This window comes from Comamonas avium (assembly GCF_014836675.1).
Classification (GTDB): Bacteria; Pseudomonadota; Gammaproteobacteria; order Burkholderiales; family Burkholderiaceae_C; genus Comamonas; species Comamonas avium.
The window spans coordinates 281,258-305,502 of sequence record NZ_JACSQK010000001.1 but is presented as its reverse complement, the minus strand read 5'-3'; the positions used below and the strand labels follow the sequence as shown (position 1 = coordinate 305,502).

General features: G+C 59.6%; 25 protein-coding genes. 9 read left to right on the top strand and 16 right to left on the bottom strand.

Going from position 1 to position 24,245, the window contains the following annotated elements; all coding sequences use genetic code 11:
• Positions 1-39 precede the first annotated feature (39 nt).
• Entirely contained in the window at positions 40-660 is a 621-nt protein-coding gene (locus H9646_RS01365) for a TetR/AcrR family transcriptional regulator (RefSeq protein ID WP_191721532.1), read from the top strand.
• A 117-nt stretch (positions 661-777) separates the two neighbouring features.
• Here H9646_RS01365 and H9646_RS01360 read toward each other — a convergent pair whose 3' ends face one another.
• From H9646_RS01360 to hmpA, 7 genes are all read right to left on the bottom strand, one after another.
• Complete coding sequence (locus H9646_RS01360; protein WP_191721531.1) at positions 778-1,443, bottom strand: methionine ABC transporter permease; 666 nt, start codon at positions 1,441-1,443, stop codon at positions 778-780.
• Between the two features lie 3 nt (positions 1,444-1,446).
• A complete protein-coding gene (locus H9646_RS01355; protein ID WP_191721781.1) occupies positions 1,447-2,493 on the bottom strand; it encodes a methionine ABC transporter ATP-binding protein in 1,047 nt (348 codons plus the stop codon).
• A 326-nt stretch (positions 2,494-2,819) separates the two neighbouring features.
• Entirely contained in the window at positions 2,820-3,407 is a 588-nt protein-coding gene (locus H9646_RS01350) for a hypothetical protein (RefSeq protein WP_191721530.1), read from the bottom strand.
• Positions 3,408-3,467: 60 nt separating this feature from the next.
• Positions 3,468-4,571 (bottom strand): alkene reductase, encoded by a 1,104-nt coding sequence (locus H9646_RS01345; RefSeq protein WP_191721529.1) that lies wholly within the window; start codon positions 4,569-4,571, stop codon positions 3,468-3,470.
• A gap of 181 nt (positions 4,572-4,752) precedes the next feature.
• On the bottom strand, positions 4,753-5,769 hold the full coding sequence (locus tag H9646_RS01340) for an ion transporter (protein WP_191721528.1): 1,017 nt from the start codon (positions 5,767-5,769) through the stop codon (positions 4,753-4,755).
• A 211-nt stretch (positions 5,770-5,980) separates the two neighbouring features.
• A complete protein-coding gene (locus H9646_RS01335) occupies positions 5,981-7,102 on the bottom strand; it encodes an HPP family protein (protein WP_191721527.1) in 1,122 nt (373 codons plus the stop codon).
• A gap of 107 nt (positions 7,103-7,209) precedes the next feature.
• On the bottom strand, positions 7,210-8,403 hold the full coding sequence (gene hmpA / locus H9646_RS01330) for an NO-inducible flavohemoprotein (protein ID WP_191721526.1): 1,194 nt from the start codon (positions 8,401-8,403) through the stop codon (positions 7,210-7,212).
• 168 nt (positions 8,404-8,571) lie between these two features.
• Between hmpA and norR the strand changes: the two genes are divergently transcribed.
• A complete protein-coding gene (norR, locus tag H9646_RS01325; RefSeq protein ID WP_191721525.1) occupies positions 8,572-10,173 on the top strand; it encodes a nitric oxide reductase transcriptional regulator NorR in 1,602 nt (533 codons plus the stop codon).
• A gap of 76 nt (positions 10,174-10,249) precedes the next feature.
• Here the strand turns inward: norR and H9646_RS18700 are convergent, their stop codons facing one another.
• Positions 10,250-10,594: a hypothetical protein gene (locus tag H9646_RS18700; RefSeq protein ID WP_404813070.1), complete on the bottom strand. Its 345-nt coding sequence runs from the start codon at positions 10,592-10,594 to the stop codon at positions 10,250-10,252.
• A 164-nt stretch (positions 10,595-10,758) separates the two neighbouring features.
• On the opposite strand from H9646_RS18700, the gene H9646_RS01315 reads away from it, so the two are divergent.
• From H9646_RS01315 to H9646_RS01295, 5 genes are all read left to right on the top strand, one after another.
• Positions 10,759-10,938, top strand: coding sequence for a hypothetical protein (locus tag H9646_RS01315; protein WP_191721524.1), 180 nt, complete (start codon positions 10,759-10,761; stop codon positions 10,936-10,938).
• A gap of 190 nt (positions 10,939-11,128) precedes the next feature.
• The gene (locus H9646_RS01310) at positions 11,129-11,485 is read left to right on the top strand and encodes a hypothetical protein (protein ID WP_191721523.1); all 357 of its coding nucleotides are present in this window, start codon (positions 11,129-11,131) and stop codon (positions 11,483-11,485) included.
• A 150-nt stretch (positions 11,486-11,635) separates the two neighbouring features.
• A complete protein-coding gene (gene mgtA / locus H9646_RS01305; RefSeq protein WP_191721522.1) occupies positions 11,636-14,380 on the top strand; it encodes a magnesium-translocating P-type ATPase in 2,745 nt (914 codons plus the stop codon).
• Positions 14,381-14,590: 210 nt separating this feature from the next.
• A complete protein-coding gene (locus H9646_RS01300) occupies positions 14,591-15,307 on the top strand; it encodes a hypothetical protein (protein WP_191721521.1) in 717 nt (238 codons plus the stop codon).
• 139 nt (positions 15,308-15,446) lie between these two features.
• On the top strand, positions 15,447-16,163 hold the full coding sequence (locus H9646_RS01295) for an MgtC/SapB family protein (protein ID WP_191721520.1): 717 nt from the start codon (positions 15,447-15,449) through the stop codon (positions 16,161-16,163).
• Positions 16,164-16,247: 84 nt separating this feature from the next.
• Here H9646_RS01295 and guaA read toward each other — a convergent pair whose 3' ends face one another.
• The 5 genes from guaA to guaB all read right to left on the bottom strand — a co-directional run bounded on the left by guaA (position 16,248) and on the right by guaB (position 20,904).
• The gene (guaA, locus tag H9646_RS01290) at positions 16,248-17,864 is read right to left on the bottom strand and encodes a glutamine-hydrolyzing GMP synthase (protein WP_191721519.1); all 1,617 of its coding nucleotides are present in this window, start codon (positions 17,862-17,864) and stop codon (positions 16,248-16,250) included.
• Between the two features lie 36 nt (positions 17,865-17,900).
• Positions 17,901-18,335 (bottom strand): type II toxin-antitoxin system VapC family toxin, encoded by a 435-nt coding sequence (locus H9646_RS01285; protein ID WP_191721518.1) that lies wholly within the window; start codon positions 18,333-18,335, stop codon positions 17,901-17,903.
• Positions 18,332-18,592 carry a type II toxin-antitoxin system Phd/YefM family antitoxin gene (locus tag H9646_RS01280; protein WP_191721517.1) on the bottom strand — a complete coding sequence of 87 codons (261 nt, stop codon included), beginning with the start codon at positions 18,590-18,592 and terminating at the stop codon, positions 18,332-18,334. Before H9646_RS01280 ends, H9646_RS01285 begins: the two co-directional genes overlap by 4 nt.
• Before the next feature lie 306 nt (positions 18,593-18,898).
• Positions 18,899-19,351, bottom strand: a complete 453-nt coding sequence (locus H9646_RS01275; protein ID WP_191721516.1) for a DIP1984 family protein — start codon at positions 19,349-19,351, stop codon at positions 18,899-18,901.
• 77 nt (positions 19,352-19,428) lie between these two features.
• On the bottom strand, positions 19,429-20,904 hold the full coding sequence (guaB, locus tag H9646_RS01270; protein ID WP_191721515.1) for an IMP dehydrogenase: 1,476 nt from the start codon (positions 20,902-20,904) through the stop codon (positions 19,429-19,431).
• A 55-nt stretch (positions 20,905-20,959) separates the two neighbouring features.
• On the opposite strand from guaB, the gene H9646_RS01265 reads away from it, so the two are divergent.
• Complete coding sequence (locus tag H9646_RS01265) at positions 20,960-21,571, top strand: DUF4124 domain-containing protein (RefSeq protein ID WP_225213913.1); 612 nt, start codon at positions 20,960-20,962, stop codon at positions 21,569-21,571.
• Between the two features lie 30 nt (positions 21,572-21,601).
• On the opposite strand, the gene H9646_RS01260 is transcribed toward H9646_RS01265, so the two are convergent.
• Entirely contained in the window at positions 21,602-21,931 is a 330-nt protein-coding gene (locus tag H9646_RS01260) for an RnfH family protein (RefSeq protein ID WP_191721514.1), read from the bottom strand.
• On the bottom strand, positions 21,924-22,364 hold the full coding sequence (locus tag H9646_RS01255; RefSeq protein WP_191721513.1) for a type II toxin-antitoxin system RatA family toxin: 441 nt from the start codon (positions 22,362-22,364) through the stop codon (positions 21,924-21,926). Before H9646_RS01255 ends, H9646_RS01260 begins: the two co-directional genes overlap by 8 nt.
• A gap of 150 nt (positions 22,365-22,514) precedes the next feature.
• Here H9646_RS01255 and smpB point away from each other — a divergent pair, with 150 nt between their 5' ends.
• Complete coding sequence (gene smpB, locus H9646_RS01250; RefSeq protein ID WP_191721512.1) at positions 22,515-22,988, top strand: SsrA-binding protein SmpB; 474 nt, start codon at positions 22,515-22,517, stop codon at positions 22,986-22,988.
• A 147-nt stretch (positions 22,989-23,135) separates the two neighbouring features.
• Here smpB and H9646_RS01245 read toward each other — a convergent pair whose 3' ends face one another.
• On the bottom strand, positions 23,136-24,230 hold the full coding sequence (locus tag H9646_RS01245) for an enoyl-CoA hydratase/isomerase family protein (protein WP_191721511.1): 1,095 nt from the start codon (positions 24,228-24,230) through the stop codon (positions 23,136-23,138).
• Between the last annotated feature and the right edge of the window lie 15 nt (positions 24,231-24,245).

The window sequence follows — 24,245 nt, the reverse complement described above, 5'->3', positions numbered from 1 at the left end:
CATCATAAATGAGTTTAGATGATGGTTATCATCTAACTTATGAAAGTGAGCAAAACACAGGCCGCAGAGAACCGCGCAGGCATCGTGGATGCAGCGGCTCGCCTCTACCGAGAAAAAGGACTGGATGGCGTGGGCGTCGCCGAGATCACACGCGATGCCGGGTTAACGCACGGTGGTTTGTACCGGCACTTCGAATCCAAAGACGCGCTGGCACGCGAGGCGTGTTTGCGCGCTTTTGAATGGACGATCACACCACTGGATGCTCTGGAGCACACGGGCTGTGCCACTGCAGACACAGACACCCCCGCAGACATCACCACGGCAGACCACTTCCGGGCTCTGGTTCATGGTTATCTTTCAACCAGCCACCGCGATCAACCCGGCCAAGGCTGCCCGGCAGCCGCCTTGGCCACGGATGCAGCGCGTGCCGGCCCCGCAATGTCTGAAGTGTTTGCTCAGGGGGTAGAGCGCAATATTCAGCGGTTTATGCGTGTCATAGAAGGCGACAACACGGAAAGACGCGCGCAGACGATCTCCACACTGAGCAGCATGGTGGGGGCCTTGGTGCTCGCCCGTGCAACGGCGGCAGGCAACCCCGAGCTGTCAGAAGAAATACTGCAGACGCTGCGCGAGCAGCTTGCACCCAGCTCGCAGGGTTGAGCGGATGCTGCGAAGCGTTCGCGCAGAACCCGCCGAACTTTCACCCGCACCAGGCGCCCATTAAAAAAGCCCTGCAGGCTTGAAACCTGCGGGGCTTTTTGGGGCTTGAAGCACCAGTTATTTGTGGCTGATACGGCGCACAATCCAGTCGCCAAAGCTTTGAATGGCCTGCACAAAGAAGATCAGAATGACCACCACCGCCAGCATGATGTCCGGCAGGAAGCGCTGGTAGCCGTAGCGGATACCCAAGTCACCCAGGCCACCGCCGCCAATGGCACCAGCCATGGCCGAGTAGCCCGTCAAGCTGACAAAGCTGATGGTCAGGCCAGCCACGATGCCGGGCATGGCTTCAGGCAGCAGCACCTTCCAGACAATTTGTCCGGTGGTTGCGCCCATGGACTGTGCAGCTTCTACCAGGCCGTTGTCTACTTCCCGCAGCGAGGTTTCCACCAGACGCGCAATGAACGGCGCGGAGGCAATGGTCAAAGGCACTACGGCGGCCCAGGTGCCGATCGAAGAGCCCGTAATCAGGCGTGTGAACGGAATAATGGCCACCAGCAAAATGATGAAAGGCGTGGAGCGCACGGCATTCACCACCCAGCCCACCGAGTTGTTCAGCGGTGCGTTCTCCAGCACGCCACCCTTGTCGGTCAGGCGCAGAAAGACGCCCAGCGGAATACCAATAATGCCGCCAAGCAGGCCGGAGATGCCGACCATGATCAGCGTCTCCCAGAACGAGTCGATGAACAACTCGATCATCATTTCGGAAAAATTCTCGAACATCGCTTAGCCCTTCACTTGCACCACTTGCACCACTACGCCGCTGTTTCGCAGGTGCGTAATGGCCGCTTCAATCTTGGCTGCCTCACCACTGGCGTACACCGCCAAAGAGCCAAAGGTTTGATCCTGAATCTCATCGATCTGACCGTGCAGGATGGACAAATCCAGCCCCAGCTCACGAATCAGGTGCGACAAAATGGGCTCGTATGCGCTCTCGCCTGCATAAGACAGGCGCAGCAACTGGCCGCTTTGGCCTTCTGGCAACTTGGCTGCCAGGGTGCGCACACGCTTGCTCACGCTTTCGGGCAGCTCTTGCGGCACGATTTCGTCAATCAGGCTCTTGGTAATGGCTTGCTGGGGCTGCGTAAAGACGTCAATGACAGCGCCCAGCTCGGCGATTTCACCCGCATCAATCACGGCCACGCGGTCAGCAATCTGCTTGATGACCTGCATCTGGTGCGTAATCAAGACCACCGTCACGCCCAGCTCGCGGTTGACCTTGCGCAGCAAGTCCAGGATGGAGCGGGTGGTTTCAGGGTCCAGCGCGGAGGTGGCTTCGTCCGACAGCAGCACCTTGGGGTTGGAAGCCAGCGCGCGCGCAATACCTACGCGCTGTTTTTGGCCGCCCGAGATTTGCGCGGGGTAGCGGTCTGACAGGTGCGACAGCCCCACCAGGTCCAGCAGCGGATCAATGCGTTCCTTGATCTGTGCCTTGGTCATGCCCGCCAGCTCCAGCGGCAGCGCAGCGTTGTCATACACGGTGCGTGACGACAGAAGGTTGAAGTGCTGGAACACCATGCCAATTTCATGGCGTGCCGCGCGCAATTGCGCGTCGTTCATGGTCATGAGATCACGACCATCAACCAGCATCTGGCCCGATGTGGGGCGGTTGAGCAAATTAATGCAACGCACCAGCGAGCTTTTGCCCGCGCCGGAGCGACCAATGATGCCGAAGATTTCGCCCTGCTCAATATGCAAATTGATGTGCTTGAGCGCTTCGACAGGCCCCTTGGAGCCTTGGTAAGTCAGGGACAGATCCCGAATGTCGATCATGTATTGAGCCACAGCACGCTGCGCCACCCGGCGCCAGTTACGTGCTTTCAAAAATTGGGATGTTGGAATGTAACGCGTCGGTATAAAAACACCAAAGAAGCAATGCTTAAGTAATAAGATGCATTGGTTATATCGACGAGCCTAAGGCTAACCCACGATGATGCCTGAAATAGCGCCAGGCTCGCTTCACCACGGGCTAAAACCATGTCGAATACACGTGGTGCTCTGACCCATTACTTTATAAAAATGAGCGCCTAACGCTTAATGGCTCTAGCTTTCAATGCCCTAGAGCATTGAAACGTAGAGCCAGAAAGCCTTAGTAGCTCTTATTTTGCGTAATTAGGCTCATAGGGCTTGTCACCAAAGATGCCTGACAGCCCGGTGCTGATTTCCTTGTCCGTGCCCTTATAGGCTTCATAGACAAAACGCTTGAATGCGTCTGCCGCAGGGCTGGAACGCTCGCCGGTGTACATGTTTTCTTCGAGCACGCCGCCATCGGTGGTCACACGCACCCATGCACCCTTGCCAAGGGCCACACGCTCGAGCGTATCCATGGGCACGGCAAATGCCGTCACGCCCGGCAATGCAGATGCCACGCTCGCCTTGGAGCGCACGCGCAATGGTGCATGCGGGCGAACGTTGAACTCAACCGCCTCTACCTTGGCTTTGCCGCCCCAGGTGCCCACCAGCAAGATGGCGCGATTGGGGGCTTCGCTGCTCCAGTGCACGCCCAGTGTCGGGCACTGCGCTGTACGGCCACAATCAATCAGTTGCGGGGCAAACTCCACGGTTTTCACGCGTGCAACCTTGTCTTCTTTGACTTGGACAACGGCGTCTTTTACGCCATTTTTCCCCGAGCTGGCACAACCTGCCAGAGCCACTGCACCCACCACTGCCCACAGCCACTGCTTCATGCGAATTCCCTCACCAATCATTCAAAGCGCCTATGTTGCCATGAATGCCCGGGGCTGCCTTCAAGCTTGCGCAAACGGATAGTCAGTCAACCCTTTGGCAGCGCCACCAAAGAAGGTGCTGGGATCGGGCTGATTGAGCGGCAAATCATGCTGCAGGCGGCGCGGCAAATCAGGGTTGGCAATGTAGGGGCGGCCAAAACCAATCAGATCTGCCCAGCCCGCTTGCAATGCGGCCTCGGCCTTTTCCCTGGTGTACTTGCCGGCATAAATCAGCGTACCGCCGTAGACCATGCGCAGCGCCTCCTTGAACGCCAGCGGCATCTGCGGGGCATCTTCCCAATCCACTTCCGCAATATGGATGTAGGCCACACCCAAGTCATCCAGCAGTTTGGCTGCGGCAAGGTAGGTGGCTTGCGGGGTATCGTCTACGGCGCCATTGAGCGTGGTCAGCGGTGCCAGACGCACACCAATACGCTCTTTGCCCAGCACGGCAATTACGGCCTGCGTCACCTCCGTCAAGAAACGCAGGCGCTTGGACAAGGTGCCGCCATAGCCGTCGGTGCGGTTATTGGCCTGCGAGTCGATGAACTGATTGATCAGGTAGCCATTGGCCGCATGCAGCTCAACACCATCAAAGCCTGCCTCCAGCGCATTGCGCGCAGCCTGTGCGTACTGAGCCACGATGGCGGGGATTTCATCCTCACGCAGCGCACGCGGCATGCTGTGCTGCACCATGCCTCCCACGCCGGCTTCAGGCCCTTTGCCTTCGGGGTCCACAAACACTTTCACGCCCTGCGCCTGCAATGCGGACGACGACACGGGCTGCGCGCCACCCGGTTGCAAAGCTACATGCGACACGCGGCCCACATGCCACAGCTGCGCAAAAATGCGCCCGCCCTTGGCGTGTACGGCATCGGTGACTTTCTTCCAGCCCGCGATTTGCGCGGCGCTGTAGATGCCGGGCGTCCACGCATAGCCCTGGCCCTCAGGGCTGATTTGCGTGCCCTCGCTGACGATCAGCCCGGCCGTTGCGCGCTGGGCGTAGTACTCGGCCATCAAATCGGTAGGCACATCGCCTTTTGCGGCGCGCGAGCGCGTCATGGGCGGCAATACCACGCGATGAGGCAGTTGCAGGTGACCCAGCTGGTAGGTACTAAAAAGCATTTTTTTACTCCGGATACCGCGCTATCACAGCGCATCAGCCATGACAGATGGGCTGAAAATTATTTAAAACAAGAGCTGCCTGCGCTCTATTCGCAGCACTTTGCAATGCATTCGTACTTCAAATGACGTAACCAAATGACGTAACCATGCGCGCAAGCCACTATCAAAATCAATAACGCATTCAGGCAGTTTCTGCCTCTGTGGCTGATGCCTTGTCTTGGCGGGATGGGGCCGGCGCGGCTGCTCCCGCTGGCTGCGCAGCCGTGGCCGGGGCCGTGGGCGTGGCCCCCGCGCGCGCAGCGCCAGGCAGTTGCAGCCGAGAGCCGCAGCGACGGCAATAGCGCGAATCATCTTCATGCCGGGCCAGGCCACACACTTCGCAGTCCACCCCTTTGAGTCGGGCCTTGGTGCCTGCGCTGCGTGACAGCTCAGCCCCGACAATGCCAGTTGGCACGGCCAACACGCCCCAGCCCAGCAACATCATGATGGACGCAAAAATGCGGCCAATGGCAGTGGACGGCGTCACATCGCCATAGCCCACCGTGGTCACCGTCGAGATGGCCCAGTAAATACCCAGTGGCACGCTGGTAAAGCCATGCTCTGGGCCTTCGATGACGTACATCAGCGTGCCCATGACAAACACAATCAGCGCCACCACGCTCAAGAACACAAAGATTTTGCGCGCACTGGCCTTGAGCGCCTGACCCAGCATCAGGTATTCATCCAGGAAATTGCGCAACACCGGAAACACATGGAACGTGCGCACCAAACGCAGCGCCCGCACGGCCACCAGAAAATGCGCCTCGGGAAAGAAGATACCCAGATACGTGGGCACGATGGCCAGCAAATCCACCAGCCCATAAAAACTCAGCGCATACCGCAGTGGATGGCGCACAGAGATCAGGCGCAGCGCATACTCCACAGTAAAGCCCAGCGTAAACACCCACTCCAGCGCGCGCAGCAGGTAGTACAGGCGCCAGTCTTGAGCAATTGATGGAATGCTGTGCGCACTCACTACGCACAGGCTCAAGATAATGGCCAGTGTCAGCCGCCGCTCAAAGCGCTTGCCCATCTCGGTGTTGCTCTCAAACACCGTGCGATAAATGCTCTGGCGCCAGCGTGCCACCGGCACTCCCAGGCGTTCAGATGAGGGATAGTTGTCGCGAAAAAATTCTGGAATCGAAGCGAAAAGGCGCATAGAGCAAAGAGAGTGGGTACGCAGGCATTGCGTTCCCTGAAAAGGCGTACGCATCCAAAAACAAAAACCATCGAACGCAGCAGCGCTGGACGGTTTTGTGGGCAGACCGATTGTAGGTAATCGCTCTAGCACCTGTGCCTGGGTGATGCTTCTGGCCGGATTCGGGGCGATGCGGGTTGATGCAGAGGTTGACTGAGGGTCAGTGCCGCAGTTAGTGCAGCAACAAGCGCATGACATCGGTGCGCGTGATCAGCCCAGCCAGTTTGCCTGCCTGCAGCACTGCCACAAAAGGCACAGCATGGTGTGTCAGCGTTTCCAGCAACTGAGACACAGGCGTGCTGGCATCCACATGCATGGGCGCGTCGTGCATTAAATCTGCGGCACATGCGGTGTCATGAACGGGTTTTTTGCCCCACAAACGCCACACCCGCTGACGCCTGCGCTCGTGAACATTGGTGCGCTGTGCCAATGCCCAGTCCAGCAAGGCGGCCCGCGCCACTACGCCCAGCAAACGGCCCTGTGCATCCACCACAGGAAGGCTTTTGATCGGATGCTGCTGAAACTTCAGCGCCACGGAGGCCAGTGAATCGTGCGGGCCGCACGTCCACAAGGCAGACGACATCACCTGCCCGCAAGACACACTGCCAAATCGCCGCGCAATCGCTTGCTCTTCGGCTGCCAGCACCAGTTGCCCCAGCTCTTGTGCCGTCAAGTTATTGCCTTGGTCAAACCGCGCCAGCAAGGCCTGCAGATCCGCAGTGGACAAATCCATGGCCGGCAAGTGCTGGGCTGTTGATGCGCGCACAGGTGCCTGCGGCTGTAGCGGGTACGTTTTGCCCCACAGTCGGTGGTAGAGCATGGCCACCAGCACCAGGCACAACGTCATGGCACCTATGGGCCACAGAGCGTACGCCCAGTCATGCACGACACCGGCCTGTGCCTCTAACGCCCACAACAGCGCCACGGCCCCACCCGGCGGGTGCAGAGATCGCGTCAGCTGCATGAGCACGATGGAGCCCCCCACAGCGACAGCAGGCGCCCATTGCAGCGGAATGCAGCTGACCACCAGACACGCCCACAGCGCCGAGACAGTGTTACCTGCCACGCAGGACCAAGGCTGTGCCAGCGGGCTGGTGTGCACTGCAAAAAGCAAAACAGCACTGGCCCCCAAAGGGGCAAACAAGCTCAGGCCCATGGCAAACCCCAGTTGCCGGCCCTCAAAGACCAGCAACATGGCCAAGGCCAGACCCAGCGTAGCGCCCAGCCCTACACGAAAGACATCAAGGCGCGCCGCAGGGGCAACAGCGGGCTTCCAGGCATTTTTAATATTCATCTAATAACAAAAAAAACCCCGTCACGGCAGACGGGGTTGCTCAAGTGCCAACGCAGTGGATCAGTGCTTTGTCAGCACTCACCAACCAACTTTGGCCATCATGCCAGTTAAGCTGCCAGCGCCTGTGCCGGGCCAAAAAACTCGTGATGACTTTGTGCCTTAGGCACGCCAGCATCACGCAAAACGGTTTGCGCCAAACGCATAAAGCCGACAGGGCCCAGAAAGTAGGCCTGTACATCACGCTGCACCGGCAGCCAGGCCTGGAGCAAAGCGGCATCAGGCATGCCCGTGGCAACTTGCACACCCTCAGTGTTTTCGGGTGCGGCTTCTTGCTCGTAGCTAAAGCGCAGCTGCAAGTGGGAATGCTGCGCGGCCAGCTCGATCAGCTGGGTGCGAAAGGCTTGTAAGTCAGGGCTGCGTGTGCAATGAATCAAGGTAGTGGGCCGCTGTGCAGCCAATGCTTTTTCCAGCATCGCCATCAAGGGGGTGATGCCAACGCCTGCGGCCATCAGCACCAAAGGCTTGTCGCTGTCGTCCAGCGTGAAGTGACCGGCAGGTGCAAACACTTCCAGCACATCACCCTCATGCACCTGCGTGTGCAAGTGCGATGACACCACGCCCTGTGCCTCACGCTTGACACTGATGCGCAAGCTGCGTCCATCCGCCGCCTGCGACAGCGAATAGTTGCGCCGCTGCTCTTTGCCATTGACCAAGAGACGCAAACCAATGAATTGACCCGCCTGGTAAGCCACCACTTTGCCGCCGTCTTCAGGGTGCAAGGTAAACGACGTAATCTCTGACGTCTCAGCCTGTTTGCGTGCCACCACGAAACGACGAACACCTGCCCAGCCGCCTTCTAGCTGCGCATTGTCTGCATACATGCTTTTTTCGGCGCTGATCAAAATATCAGCCAGTTGCCCGTAGGCAGCGCCCCAGGCGTCAATCACTTCATCGGTCACAATTTCTGCACCCAGCACTTCGCGGATAGCACGCAGCAAGTAAGCACCAACGATGGGGTAATGCTCTGGCTGCACCTGCAAAGACACATGCTTATGAATGATCTGCGCAGGCAAATCGCCCAGGCCCGACAAGTCATCAATGTGCTTGGCATACATCAGCACGCTGCGCGCCAGTGCGCGAGGCTGTGCACCGGTTTGCTGGTGCACGCTGTTAAACAGTGGCTGCACAGCCTCGTTTTCAGACAGCATCAGCTGATAGAAATGGGTAGTGAGCGCTTCGCCCCCGGCTTCCAGCAAAGGCACGGTAGATTTGACAATGGCACGTTGGCGTTCATTCAGCATGAGATCTTTCCTTTTTACAAAGTCACGGCAGCGCAATGCGCCAGGACATCTTGAGCACTGGCAAAGTACATGCCAGGTTTGCACAGCTTGTAATTCATGCACTTACATGCATCCATGTCTTTTTGACACAGCATGACGTCCGTCAATTTGACACCATAAGATGTCAAAATGACTCCCGATGCCAGCTTGCTTAGCGCCCTGCTTCCACTGATCGCGCAACTCTCCAACCACCTGTCTGAACCTGAACGCTACCGCCGTCTGCTGGCCGCTTTGCGCACGGTGCTGCCAGCAGACGCCGCTGCACTTTTACGTTTTGAAGAAAATGGAACATGGCTGCGCCCCTTGTCTATCGATGGTCTGAGCCCTGACACACTGGGTCGCCGCTTCCGGGTGAGCGAACACCCACGTTTTGCGGCCTTGCTGGCTGCCGGACAGGCCATGCGCTTTCCCACCGACACCGAGCTGCCCGACCCTTACGACGGCCTGGTCACCCACCACACCGATGCCCCTTTGCCCGTGCACGATTGCATGGGCTGTGTGCTCATGGTGAACGAGCAACCATGGGGTTTGCTCACCCTCGATGCACTGCAGCCCGGCAGCTTTGCAGGCGATGCGCCTTTGGCGGCCTTGCAGGCTTTCAGCAATTTGGCGGCAGCAACCGTCGCCACTGCCGCGCGCATGCGTGAGCTGGAGCAGACCGCAGCGCAAGAGCGCCAACGCGCGGAGCATTTTCGTCGGCACACACCGGTGACCCACACCCGCCTGCTGGGTCACAGCGCAGCCATGCGCAACCTGCAGCGCGACATTGCCACCGTGGCAGCCAGTGACTTAGCGGTACTGATCACCGGAGAAACAGGCGTGGGCAAAGAGCTGGTTGCACAAGCCGTACATGCGCAGTCGCTGCGCGCCGATCAGGCATTTGTCAGCATCAACTGCGCAGCCCTGCCAGAAAACCTGGTCGAAAGTGAGCTGTTTGGCCACGTCCGTGGCGCGTTCACCGGCGCAGTACAGGAGCGAGCCGGAAAATTCGAGCAAGCCCATCAGGGCACCCTGTTTCTGGATGAAGTGGGTGAGCTGCCTTTGGCAACCCAAGCCAAGCTGCTGCGTGTACTGCAAAGTGGCCACATCCAGCGCCTGGGGCTGGACCGTGAACGCACGGTGAATGTGCGCATCATTGCCGCAACCAATCAAGATCTGGAGAAGGCCGTTCGCAGCGGGCACATGCGCGCTGATTTTTTTCACCGTCTGGGCGTTTTCCCCATTCAGGTGCCCCGATTGCGGGATCGCGACGGTGATCTACTGGTACTTGCTGGCCATTTTCTGGAGCGGGCCCGCTCAGAACTGGGGCTTGACCAAGTGCGGCTGGAGACTGCCTCCCAAGCTGCCCTGCTGGACTACCACTGGCCCGGTAATGTCCGCGAGCTGGAACACTGCATACGCCGCAGTGTGCTGCACGCCATGCGCCGCCCACGCACGCACCAGCAAACACTGGGCATCACTGCCGAAGATTTAAAGCTGCCTCACACACCACCGACCGCGCTCATACAGAGCGCCGGACTGCCTGTGAGCGACGCTGCCAGCGCCTTCCCCGACGCCATCACCAGCGACAGCACCAGTCTGAATGCCCACGTCGATCAGTTCAAACGCACGCTGATCATGCAGACACTCCAAGCACATAACCACAACATTGCCAGCAGCGCACGTGCGCTGCACGTTGATCGGTCTAACTTGCTGCGCTTATCCCGACGGCTCGGAATTTTGACTTCCTAAAACACAGCAAAAAAAGCCCTGCCAGCTTGAACCGGCAGGGCTTTGCGCCAAAGACAGGTGGACCATGTGCTGTCCCTTACGCAGCGCCTTTTCCTTGCGCAGCGGCTTTTTGCAGTGTCAGCGATGAATCGAACACGGCCCCGCGCAGCAACGGGCAAGACAAGCCAGCGCCAGCAACCACTCCACAGTATTTCAAAGAAACAGCATCGATTCGTTGGCTATGGGGGTTGCCGAGGCCATGCTGCAATGCAATAATCGCCACATCTTTATTTTGGAGTCCGTCCGTGGATAGTGGCAGTTGTAATTTCAGTGATGTAAAGCCCGACCTGGTCGGTGCGGCACGCCTGGCTTCCTGACACCCAATTCCCTGGGCTGCGGAGCCACCTTGGCGTACCGCAGCCGCTTGATTGACCCGCTTCAATCAGGTACCTCGTCCTTCCCGGTCTTTTTTTACACGCACTGAGGCTTAGCACTCTGGTCTGGCGTGGCTGGGTTCTTTTGAACCTGCAGCGCCATCCAGAAGCGGCCGTCTGTTTTCAACGCCCTTTTGCGTGAACGACTCCCTTGTCGCCAAGGAGTTTTGTCGTGCGTTTCTGCAGCCCACCCCAGCAGTTGCCCGCCACCGCGCCCCCCGCGCTGGCGGCGCATGCGCCTACCCTGAGCCACGAGTCACGCCTGGATCAGGTGACGCTTTGGCCGACCCATCGCATTCGCAGTTTTCTCATCACGCAACCGCTGCTGGCAACGCACCGTCGCGGCGATTGATATTGCGCATTTCGCATTCACCACATTCATACGAAAGGAGAAGTCATGGACCCCAGTTCTAGTTGGCGCTTGATTGCGCCTCTTATTTCCAAATTAACTTTTTCAAATGAACCCGGCTTGGCTTCGGTGGTGTTCCTGCGCGTGATCACGTAAAGGAATTCTTCTCGGCGCCTGCCCGAGGAGAACTCCTGTGAAGAACAACGACCTGTCCTTTTTTCTTCGCGCCGCCATTGCGCAGCGCGCCACTTCCGAGATTTACGAGCTGCTGCAGCGCCACGGTCTGGTGGCGTTTGCCCAGGCGCTGGCCCCATGGTCGGCCCGCGCCATTGCCGACGTGCTGTCCCTCCTGCCGCCGGCCACGCGCACGGCGGTCTGGCTCCACCTGCCGGCCGCCAACGGCCGTGCATTGCGCGCGGCGGGCCTGACGCCCTGCAACACGCCGCGTGACGCCGCACCGACCGGCGTGCCCTTGGCCCCTTCCCCCCGTCTGAATCCCACACGAGACCGCCCAGAGGCGGCCCGTCGCCCGGTCGCGCGCCCACCCTAGCACGACTTGGCGCGGCCAGCCCTTTGCCACTGAGCGCCCACGCTACAGGCTTTGCCATGAGTTTCTCTCTCTTTGGCCAGCCCTCACTCGCCCTAAAAAACCCTGGCGTCGGTGAACGCATGCCACCGACCCGTCCGCAAGGAGCCATCCATGACACATCACGACAGCATCAAGACCGAATCCCGGCAAAAAGGATTTATCAGCAATGCGCTGGGCAAGGGAGAAAAAATCTCGGCCCGCATTGAAAGTGAAGCCAACAACTCGCTGGAGCGCACACTCAAAAACGTCGGCGGCTCTCTCTCGGGACTGACCGAATCGCAGGTCAGCGAACGACTGACCCGGCACGGCTTCAACGAGGTCGCGCACGACAAGCCGCCGCACGCGCTGATCCAGCTGCTGCTGGCGTTCAAGAACCCCTTTGTACTGGTGCTGCTGTTCCTGGCCTGCGTCAGCGCAGTCACCGACGTGTATCTAGCGGCGCCAGGTGAAGCCGAGTGGACCGGCATCATCATTCTGGTGACGATGGTGATCATCAGCAGCCTGCTGCGCTTTTGGCAGGAGTACCGCTCGGGCCAGGCCGCCGAGCGGCTCAAGTCGATGGTGGGCAACACGGCCACGGCGCTGCGCCGCATTTCAGGCGCCAACAGCCCGATCAAGCAGGAAGTGCCGATGCGCGAGCTGGTGCCGGGCGACATCGTCTACCTGTCGGCCGGAGACATGATTCCCGCCGACATCCGGCTGATCGAGTCGCGCGACCTCTTCATCAGCCAGGCCGTGCTGACTGGCGAGGCCCTGCCGGTCGAAAAGTACGACACGCTGGGCGCGGTGTCGCAGAAGTCGGTACAGGTCAATGAGCAGGCCCCCAGCGACCTGCTCGACCTGGCCAACATCTGCTTCATGGGCACCAACGTGGTCAGCGGCACCGCTACGGCGATCGTTGTAGCGACCGGCGCAGAAACCTACTTTGGCTCGCTGGCGAGGAACGTGGTCAGCCACAAACGCATCGAGACCAGCTTCGACCGCGGTGTCAGCAGCGTCTCGTGGCTGCTCATCAAATTCATGATGGTGATGGTGCCTATCGTCTTCCTGCTCAACGGTCTCACCAAGGGCGACTGGATGTCGGCGCTGACCTTCGCGCTGGCCGTAGCGGTGGGCCTGACGCCTGAGATGCTGCCCATGATCGTGTCGGCCAACCTGGCCAAGGGCGCGCTGGCCATGTCACGCCGCAAGGTGGTAGTCAAGCGGTTGAACTCGGTGCAGAACTTTGGCGCCATGGACGTGCTGTGCACCGACAAGACCGGCACCCTGACGCAGGACAAGATCATCCTGGAGCACCACTTCGACCTGCAAGGCAAGAAAGATCCGCACATCCTGGAGCTGGGCTGGCTCAACAGTTTCCACCAGAGCGGTCAAAAGAACCTGATGGACATCGCGGTGGTCCATCGCGCCGAGGAGCTTGCCATCGCAGCACGGCTGTCGGGCTGGCGCAAGGTGGACGAGATGCCTTTCGACTTCGTGCGCCGCCGCCTGTCGGTGGTGGTGGCCGACGAGCACGGCGCGCAAATGATGGTGTCCAAGGGCGCCGTCGAAGAAATGCTGGCCGTGGCCACCCACTGGCAACAGGGCGAGCAGGTGCAGGTGCTTGACGCCACCGCCCGCGCCGCCCTGCTGCAGCGCGCGACCGACTACAACGAAGAGGGCTACCGCGTGCTGATTGTCGCCACACGCCAGATCCCGAGCGACCAGGTCAAGGCCGAATACCGCATGGCCGACGAGGTAGACCTGGTGGTGCGCGGCTTTCTGACCTTCTTCGACCCGCCCAAAGAAAGCGCCGCTCCCGCCATTCGCGCGCTGCAGGCGCACGGTGTGGCCGTGAAGGTACTAACCGGCGACAACCCTGTGGTCACGGTCAAAGTCTGCCGCGACGTCGGCCTGGACCCCGGCACGCCACTGGTGGGCCGCGACGTCGAGGCGATGGACGACGCCACGCTGCGCGAAGCGGTGCAGTTCACGACGATTTTTGCCAAGCTTACGCCGCTGCAGAAATCGCGCGTGGTCAAGGCGCTGCAGGCCAACGGGCGCACCGTGGGCTTTCTGGGCGACGGCATCAATGACGCGCCGGCGCTGCGCGATGCGGACGTGGGCATTTCAGTGGATAGCGGTGCCGACATCGCCAAGGAAACGGCCGACATCATCCTGCTGGAAAAGAGCCTGATGGTGCTGGAAGAAGGCGTGATCAAGGGGCGCGAGACCTTTGGCAACATCCTCAAGTACCTGAACATGACGGCCAGCTCGAACTTCGGCAACGTGTTCTCGGTGCTCGTGGCCTCAGCGTGGCTGCCGTGGGAACCGATGCTGGCGGTGCACCTGCTGATCCAGAACCTGATCTACGACATGTCGCAGATGTTCCTGCCCTGGGACAAGATGGACCCCGACTTCGTCAAGAAGCCGCGCAAATGGGAGGCCAATAACATCCGCCGTTTCATGATCTGGATGGGCCCGACCTCCTCGGTGTTTGACATCACGACCTACGTGCTGCTGTGGACGGTGTTCGGCGCCGGCGCCGCGTTTCATGCCGATGGCGGTGGCGCCTCGATCATGCATTCGGGCTGGTTCATCGAAGGCCTGGTATCACAGACGCTGGTGGTGCACATGCTGCGCACGCGCAAGATCCCGTTCCTCCAGAGCACAGCCACGCTGCCGGTGCTGTTGTCGACCAGTCTCGCCATCGTGGTCGGCTGCTGGCTACCGTACTCGCCGTTTGCCGATTCGCTGGGCTTCATTGCGCTCGAGCCGAGCTACTTTGGCTGGCTGCTGGCCACCATGGTTGCGTACATGGCGCTGGCGCAAACGGTCAAGACCATCTACATCCGACGCTTCGGCCACTGGTTCTGAGTCGGTCCACGGCCGCCCACCGCGCAGCCGCCGTGGCGGCCATGGCACCGCCTCGGCCTCAGCAGGCTGGCCCTAGCCATGCATCCTCCCCGGCGAGGGCCGGGCGGCCTGTTGTTTCGAGCGTTCCCTTTTAAAAAATTCCCGGGCCGGGTGGCCTGGCTGGCCCTCGGCCCGAACGCCACCCTCCCCTCTGAATCGCACGAGGTTTTCATGAAGCACCTTCACTTTGTCGCGCGGCACGTTGCCACCACGGCACGTACAAGGCTGGCCACTGTGGCCGCACTGGGGCTGGGCGCCAGCCTAGCCCACGCGGCCGGCGGCCACCACGCAGTAGACGACGCCACGATCCTGGACGAGGGCCAATGCCAGCTGTCAGCCTGGAGCGAACGCGAACGGCAGGGCAACCGCACGCTATATCACCTGGAGCCGGGTTGCCGCGTCGGTCCGCTCGAACTCAGCCTGGGACTGGAGCACCAGAGCGAAAACGACATCGGCCGGACCGGAAACGTCAGCCCACAGCTCAAATGGGTCTTGCCACTGCACGACCGGCTGAGCGTGGGCGTTGTGGCGCAGGCGCACTGGCAGAGCGAAGCCCTGACCTCGCTCCACGCCGCCGGCAGCACGCTGCTGGTGCCGCTGACCTGGCATGCCAGCGACAGCGTGAAGCTGCACCTCAACCTGGGGCGCGACTTCATGCGCCATGCCCCCGGCACCACCAGAGCCGGCGCCGCTCTCGAATGGTCGCCGGCCGCGCAGTGGTCTTTCGTCGCGGAGCGTTTTCGCGAATCGACGTTCAACCACTGGCGGCTCGGCGTGCGCTGGATGGTGACCCCAGACCTGAGCATCGACTTGAGTCAGGCCCGTGGCGACCATGGCCGCGTGGCCGCATGGGGGACGCTGGGTGCGACCTGGGCCTTCGACCGCTGAGGCCATGCTGCAGGGCCGTGCCATACCGTGCTGCGCCAAAGCCCGCGCCCGCTCGGGACTCCCTTGCCCCCTGTGCCCGCCCTTTCTTGTCACCTTTCTTGCCACTTTCTTGCCACCTTCCTTACCCCACTGACCCGCCATGCAAGTTCTAACTTCCCTGAATCCCGCCGCCCTGCTCAACACCCTGGTGTGCCTGAGCACCGCCTTCCTGCTGGGCGGCCTGATCGGTTTCGAGCGCCAAGTGCGCCAGCGCACCGCCGGGCTGCGCACCAACACCCTGGTCGCCGTGGGCGCGGCGGTGTTCGTCGACATGGCGTTTCGCCTAGGCGGGCCCGAGGGCGCGGTGCGCGTGGTGGCCTATGTGGTGTCAGGCATCGGCTTTCTGGGCGCGGGCGCCATCATGAAAGAAGGTGCCAACGTCACCGGCCTGAACACCGCCGCCACACTCTGGGGCTCAGCCGCCGTAGGCGCTTGCGCCGGGGCCGGGCTGATCGGCGAGGCGCTGCTGGCGGCGCTGTTCGTGCTGGCGGCCAACACCCTGCTGCGCCCGGTGGTCAACCGCATCAACCGGCGCCCCGTGAACGAGCAATTTAGCGAAGCCAGCTATGCCGTCTATGCCATCTGCCAGCGCGACGTGCAGGCCGACGTGCGCGAAAAACTGGTCGCTCTGCTAGAGGCTGCCAGCTACCCGGTGCGCGATGTGGCGCAGCACGCCTTCGGCCAGAACGACATCGAGATTGAGGCCGCGCTGTACGCCACGGCGGTGGAGCCCGAGGCGCTTGACCGGCTGGTGGCCGCACTGGAGCAGGAAAAGGGTGTGCTGCAGGCCTTCTGGAATCCGAGTGCGGAGGATTGACCCGATGGGCCAAAAAAAGCCTCGCAAATCAATGATCTACGAGGCTTTTTCTGCACTAGCAGCTAGACACTGCTAGACGCTTGCTTATTCCCACTCAATCGTTGCTGGTGGTTTGGTGCTCACGTCATAAGTCACGCGGTTGATGCCGCGCACTTCGTTGATGATGCGGCCAGACACTTTCTTGAGCAGGCCGTAAGGCAGCTCTGCCCAGTCGGCAGTCATGAAGTCGCTGGTTTGCACAGCGCGCAGTGCCACGACGTAATCGTAAGTGCGGCCATCACCCATCACGCCCACGCTCTTGACGGGCAGAAACACGGTGAATGCCTGGCTGGTCAGGTCGTACCAGCTCTTGCCTGTGGCTTCGTCGATCCAGTTGTTCAGCTCTTCGATGAAGATGGCGTCGGCACGGCGCAGCAAGTCGGCGTATTCCTTCTTGACTTCACCCAAGATACGCACGCCCAGACCGGGGCCCGGGAAGGGGTGACGATAGACCATGCCACGGGGCAGGCCCAGAGCCACGCCCAGTTCGCGCACTTCATCCTTGAACAGGTCACGCAGAGGTTCCAGCAACTTCAGGCCCAGCTGCTCAGGCAGACCGCCTACGTTGTGGTGGCTCTTGATGACCACAGCCTTCTTGCTCTTGGCACCGCCGGACTCGATCACGTCGGGGTAAATCGTACCCTGGGCCAGGAAGGTTGCACCCTTGCTACCTGCGTTGGCAGCCTTGAGCTTGGAAGCCTCGGCCTTGAATACATCGACAAACAGGCCACCAATAATCTTGCGCTTGGCTTCTGGCTCGTTCACGCCAGCCAGCTTGCCCAGGAACAGGTCGGCCGCATCGACGCGAATGACCTTGGCGTGCAGCTTGCCTGCGAACATTTCCATGACCGCGTCGCCTTCGTTCAAGCGCAGCAGGCCGTGATCGACAAAAACGCAAGTCAGCTGGTCGCCGATGGCGCGGTGGATCAGGGCTGCGGCCACGGACGAATCCACGCCACCAGACAAGCCCAGAATGACTTCTTCGTCACCGACTTGCTCGCGGATCTTGGCCACGGCTTCTTCGATGTAGTCGCCCATGATCCAGTCTGCATTCGTGCCGCAGATATCCAGCACAAAACGGTTCAGCAATGCCTGGCCCTGCACGGTGTGCGTGACTTCCGGGTGGAACTGCACCGCATAGAAGCGGCGGGCCTCATCTGCCATGCCGGCAATCGGGCACGAAGGGGTGGATGCCATCACCTTGAAACCTTCAGGCAGCTGGGTGACCTTGTCGCCGTGGCTCATCCAGACCTTGAGCATGCCGTGGCCTTCGGTGGTCACGAAGTCTTCAATGCCGTCGAGCAGCTTGGTGTGACCATGGGCGCGCACTTCGGCGTAGCCGAATTCGCGGCTGTTGGAGCCTTCAACCTTGCCACCCAGCTGGGTAGCCATGGTCTGCATGCCGTAGCAAATGCCCAGCACGGGCAGGCCCAGCTCAAACACGGCATCCGGAGCACGGTCGTCTACTTCGTAAACGCTGGCGTGGCTGCCTGACAAGATCACACCCTTGAGGTGGCCGTCAGCGGCAAATTCGCGCACCCATTCGCTGCTGACATCGCAGGGATGAACTTCGCAATAAACGTGGGCTTCGCGCACTCGGCGTGCGATCAACTGTGTGACTTGGGAGCCAAAGTCAAGAATCAGAATCTTGTCGTGTTGCATGGTGTGATCCAAAGGCAATAGAAAGGAGTATCCGTTTCAAAAATCAGCCGCAGCCAGCAACGCGATTCCACGCTGCTGCGCTGCCGTGATCTGGGCAGGATCGAAAGTGGCCAGCGGCAATCGCAGGGATTGCGCCAGCCATAAATAAGCGGCGTCGTACACGGGCAAGCCCGTATCCAGCGCAACGTCCAGCACAGCTTTGTGCTGGGCAGGTGCCAGCTCATGCAGCTCAACACGGTGGCGAATGGCCTCCAGCACCCCCCACAGCCCTTCAACCGAGCTGTGTGGAATACGGCCAATATTGACACCCGAAGCAATCAGGTTGCCGCATTCCCATTGCCAAACATTGGGCGCTTGCGGGTCAACCTCATGGCGACGAATGCGTGCATATAAACGCTGGGTGTCTGCGCTGGCGCTATCGGGCAGCAGCCACGCAGCCGTTACAGACGCATCAATGACAAAAGCGCTCATGCCCGACTGCGTCCTGTTTGGCGCAGCATCACGACAGTGTCTGCAGCTGCTTGCGCCCGCACTGTCTTTTGCAGCGCCTGAATTTGCTCCAGCTCACGGGCAATCTGCTCATCGGTAATTACGGGGCGGCGGCGCACGGGCAGCATGCGCACCACCTCTTTGCCATGGCGCGTGATGCGCACTTCCTCGCCCTGCTCGACCAGTTCGATCAAGGCAGAAAAACGAGTTTTGGCTTCGTAGATACCGACGGATTGCATGGAATGGAGATGAGAAAGCTAGTTTAGCGTTAAATCAGACCAGATTTTAGCATTCTGACCAGAATCTCAAATTCCAGCCAAGAATGGATGGTTATTGGCATAAAGGGGAGCGCCACGTCAGTGCAAGGTAGTGCGGTGTGCGGTGTCACATGTACGCTGTCAAAGGTGATGGGCTGATTGGTCAGGTGGTTTTAGCACCAGCGCTGCCCTTCACGCTCTACAGGAGAGACCAACTTATTTTCAACCTCTTGGCCTCACCGAGGTCTTTGCACTCGCCCGTGGCGCTCCGAAACTCGATAGCGATGGTCAGATATCAATCTGCCAGTTGGCCGCCTGCACAGCCACATTCACCTCGCGAATTTTGCGCGACAGGTCATCCACCTGCTTTTGCAAACTGGCTACGTTGATTTGCGGCACCCATTTGATCTCGCGCTGGCTGTAGCGATCAACCTCTTTGTGCGTGGCCGCAATCGTACTGGTCAGCAGAGAATGCTGCTCAATCAGCATGTCGCGCTGCGCCAACAGATCCGACAGCAAACGGCCATCGGCAAGTTTGGCGGATGCATTAGTAGCATTGATGCTGCGCACCAATTTCTGCTGCTCCTGCAATGCACTAGTCGCTTGGGCCAGCAAATCTTCGACCTTTTCCTGCGGCGCCTCACCCTCTTGCACCATGGCGTTGCGGCCAATCCGCTCACGCAGCGAGGCCAGCTTTTTCTTCAGATCAGCGCGCAGCAACAGTGCTTCGGCAAGTTTCATGAGGGACTCCTGAAAAAGAAAAGCGGAGCCAGCCATGCCAACCCCGCTTGTGACCTGCAGGCCAATCAGCCCATCACTCAGTCGGCGCGGTAATTTGGCGCTTCCTTGGTGATTTGCACATCGTGTACGTGAGATTCACGGATACCGGCAGCGGTGATTTCCACAAACTCGGCCTTCTCGCCCATCTCTGCAATAGTGGCACATCCGCAGTAGCCCATGGAGGCACGCACGCCACCAGCCATTTGGTAAATGATGGAGACCATCGAGCCCTTATAGGGCACACGGCCTTCAATACCTTCTGGCACCAGCTTGTCTGCATTGGGGTTGCCAGTGGACGACTCTTGGAAGTAACGGTCGGCCGAGCCCTGCTGCATGGCACCGATAGAGCCCATGCCGCGGTAGCTCTTGTACGAGCGGCCCTGGTACAGAATCACTTCACCAGGAGCCTCTTCGGTACCCGCGAACATGCCGCCCATCATGATGGTAGAAGCACCGGCAGCCAGCGCCTTGGCAATGTCACCCGAGAAGCGGATGCCACCGTCACCAATCAAAGGTACGCCCGTACCCTTGAGGGCTTCGGCCACGTTGGAGATCGCCATGATCTGGGGTACGCCCACACCGGCGACGATACGTGTCGTGCAAATCGAGCCGGGGCCAATACCCACCTTCACGGCGTCAGCACCTGCCTCAACCAATGCCAGTGCGGCAGCGCCTGTGGCGATATTGCCGCCGATGACTTCAAGGTGCGGGTAGTTTTGCTTGACCCAGCGCACGCGATCAATCACGCCCTTGGAGTGTCCATGGGCGGTATCCACCACCACAGCATCAACACCAGCCTTGGACAGCAGGTCGACACGCTCTTCGGTGCCGGCGCCCACGCCCACAGCGGCAGCCACGCGCAGGCGGCCAGCCGAGTCACGCGCGGCGTTAGGAAAATTGGTTTGCTTGTTGATGTCTTTAACGGTGATCAGGCCCTTGAGCTCGAATGCATCGTTGACCACCAAGATACGCTCCAGCTTGTGCTTGTTGAGCAGTGCCTTGGCTTGAGCGGGCGTGGTGCCCTCTTTTTCGTTGACAGTAATCAGCTTTTCGCGGGGCGTCATGATCTGGCTGACCTTGACGTCGTAGCGGGTCTCAAAGCGCACGTCACGGCTGGTCACAATGCCGACCACCTTGCCGCCATCGCACACAGGGAAGCCGGAAATGCCGCGCTCTTCTGACAGCTGCAGCACTTGCAGCACCGTGTGGTCAGGGGTGATCACGACAGGATCAATTACCACACCGGATTCATGGCGTTTGACCTTAGCCACTTCAGCCGCTTGCTCCTGGGCTGTCATGTTCTTGTGGATCACGCCAATGCCACCTTCTTGGGCAATGGCAATGGCCAGACGCGCTTCGGTCACCGTGTCCATGGCCGCAGAGACCAAAGGCAGGTTCAACGTGATGTTGCGTGTGAACTGTGTGGAGAGAGTTACGTCCTTGGGCAGGACTTCGGAGTAGGCGGGAACGAGCAGAACGTCGTCGAATGTCAGTGCTTTTCCGAGAAGGCGCATTGTGAAGGCTCCAAAAGAAAGATTGTAGCTTTCTCAGCACTAACCCGTGCCAAACATGCAACAAGAAACCTTGCACGATCGCGCTAAACTGAAAGCCATGAACACCCACAAACTATGGATTGCAGCTGTCTTGAGCATTTGCAGCAGCAGTGTTTTGGCCCAATGGCAATGGGTTGATGAAGCCGGTCGCAAAGTGTTCAGTGATCGGCCACCACCTGCGCACATTGCGCCTGAGCAGATTTTGAAGCAGCCTCACGGCACACGTTCTGCCAGTGCACGCATGGTCTACCCCAGCGCAGAGACTGCTGGCTTGCCACCCAAGTCTGCTCAGCCCTCACAAGCTGCCCCCACTGAAGCTACGCCCGCAGCCCAGACGCCAGAAGCGGCTGCACAGGCCAAACAAGCTGCGCAGGATCAAGCCAAGGAAAAAGACATAGAGGACGCCAAGCGCAAAGCCGAAGAAGCTGAACAAAAAAAGCAAAAAGCCCAGCAAGCTCAGGCTCGCCAAGAAAACTGCCAGCGCGCACGCACTGCACAAGCTGCGCTGCAGTCGGGCAGCCTGCTGGCCACCGTCAATGCAAAAGGCGAGCGTGGCTTTATGACCGACGAGCAACGCCAAGCCGATTTGCAGCGTGCCCAGCAAACGATCAAGAGCAATTGCTCATGAACCGGCGGCCCCACCCCTCCACGCTTTGATTCAGTAGCCTGCTTTACTGTTGGTGCGCCGGCTGGCAAACAGCCCTGCACTGCGCGCGCCCTGCTTGGCAAACCGTTCGCGGCGCGCTACTTTGGGGTCAACCTTGAGCGGTTGATACAGCTCCACACGGTCACCGTCTTGCAAGGCGCAATCCAATGGTTTGGTACGCCCCCAGACACCGCAAGATTGCGACGCCGTCAACTGCAGGCCACAGGCGTCAAGAGCATCTTGCAAGCACGCCCCCTCAGGCAGTGCTACCGCTCGCTCTTGCACAGCGGCGCTGCTATCGGCCCAGACCACATGCACCTTGAGCTTGCTGGTATCAGCCATAGACTTTTTCAGCACGCTTGATAAAGGCGTCCACCATGGAGTTGGCAATGCGGTCAAAAACAGGGCCAATCAGCGTAGCAATGGCCACGCTGTCAAAGCCATAGTCCAGCTGCAGCTCGACCTTGCAGGCACGCTGTGAGCCATCGCCTACGGGGTGAAAAATCCAGTGGCCTTCTAGGCGCGAAAACGGGCCTTTGACCAAGCGCATGCTGATCTTGGTCTTGCCTTCGTGCACATTGCGTGTCACAAAGGATTTACGCAGTGCACCCATCGACATGCCGACTTCCGCCGTCATGCTCGTTGCGTCCTGCTCCAGCACCTTGGTGTGCGAGCACCAGGGCAAAAATTCTGGATAGCTTGCCACGTCCGCCACCAAGGCAAACATTTCTTCGGGGCTATACCAAATAAGAACAGACTTGTTAACGTTTTTCATGAAAGCACAAAGCCAGCACGGCACATGCCTGGGGCATTGCTGCACCAACGGACCACGCACGGCTGGAGAAACTAGAATTGCTGTTCAGCGGGAGAAACGCCCATTGTAGGTAGAGCCCGGCATCTGCGGGTCACCCGCCCAGAAAGACCCATGGCAACAAAATCAGAAACACCATCCCGCATAGCGGATAACAAAAAAGCGGCGTTCAACTATTACTTTGAAGAGCGCCACGAGGCAGGCATTGTGCTGCACGGCTGGGAAGTCAAAGCCTTGCGCAGTGGCAAGGCGCAGTTGACCGACGGCTACGTGATCATCAAAGACGGCGAGCTGTTCTTGATTGGTTGCCAAATTCAGCCACTCAAGACCGCCTCCACGCACGTCAGCCCCGATTCAGCACGCATTAAGAAGCTGTTGATGAAAAAAGACGACATCAAGCGCTTGATTGGCAAAGTGGAGCAAAAAGGCTTCACCTTGGTGCCCGTGAATCTGCACTGGAAAAACGGCCTGGTGAAATGCGACATTGCCTTGGCCAAGGGCAAGGGCGAGCATGACAAGCGCGATGTGATCAAGGATCGAGAAGGCAAGCGCGAGGTGGAACGCGCCATGAAAAGCCGCAACCGTTAAACGCCAGAAGCAATAAACAAGAGCATCCAGCGCTTTATCCACAAGGGTTTCAGATATAAAACTATCTGAAAACCTTTAAATACCAGCGCTTGATGCTTCTATTTTTAAAGACCACGCCTGTGCCTGCGTGGTTTTTTTACACCTGCATCAGTCTTTGAGGTAAGCCAAAGGGTGTGAGTGCGCAGGCCATGGGCTGACAAAAAACGCCTTCCACAGATCTTCAGGCACGTCCTCAATGCGTGCCGGGTTCCAACGCGGGTTGTGGTCTTTGTCCACTGCCAGCGCGCGGATGCCTTCCACTGTTTCGCTTTGGCCGGGGCGCAGGTAAAAACAGTGACGCACCATGTCGCGCTCCATGCGCAAATCTTCGGCGACACCCATGTTGCGCGCGCGGCGGATCTGCTCGAGCACCACAAACAGCATCAGGGGCGAGCGCTTGCGCAGTACGGCTGCGGTGGCCTGTGCCCACTCGCTGGCATCTGTCTCCAAAGCGCTGATGATGTCGCGCACCGTGGGCAGAGCAAAAATACGGTTGATCTGCTGCACATCGCGCACGGGTTGCGGTGCATGGGGCTGGCTGCGCGCCTGTACAAAGGCGTGCACGGCATCGCCATCTGCAAACTGCTGCGCGCCCAGTGCCTCCCACAGGGCACCCTGCTCAGCGGCGGGCAAATAGGCGTCTGCCAAATTAAAGGCCAACGCTTCAGCCGCCTCGATGGTATCGCCCGTCAACGCCAGCCACTCGCCCACAGCACCCGGACAGCGCGAGAGAAAGTAGCCCCCCCCCACATCGGGGAACAGGCCAATGATGGTCTCTGGCATGGCCATCTTGGTTTTTTCAGTCACCAGACGCAGGCTGGCACCTTGGCTGATGCCCATACCGCCGCCCATCACAATGCCGTCCATGAAGGCGATGTAAGGCTTGGGGTAGGTAAAGATCAGGTGGTTGAGCGCGTACTCTTCCGTGAAGAAGTCCTCCAGCTCTGGGTTGCCAGTGCTGCCCGCCTGGTGCAGAAAGCGGATATCACCGCCTGCACAGAAATGCCCAAACACGCCCTCTTTGTGGCTGCCGCGAATGGCCACCGCCAACACCTTGGGATCATCTTTCCAGATCAGCAACTGCGCCAGCAAATCGCGCACCATGCCCAGTGACAAGGCATTGATGGCTCTGGGTCGATTGAGGGTGATGAATCCAACATGGCCGCGTACTTCGGCCAGAACGTCTGCAGGGGTCTGTGACATATTTTTGTGCTCCAA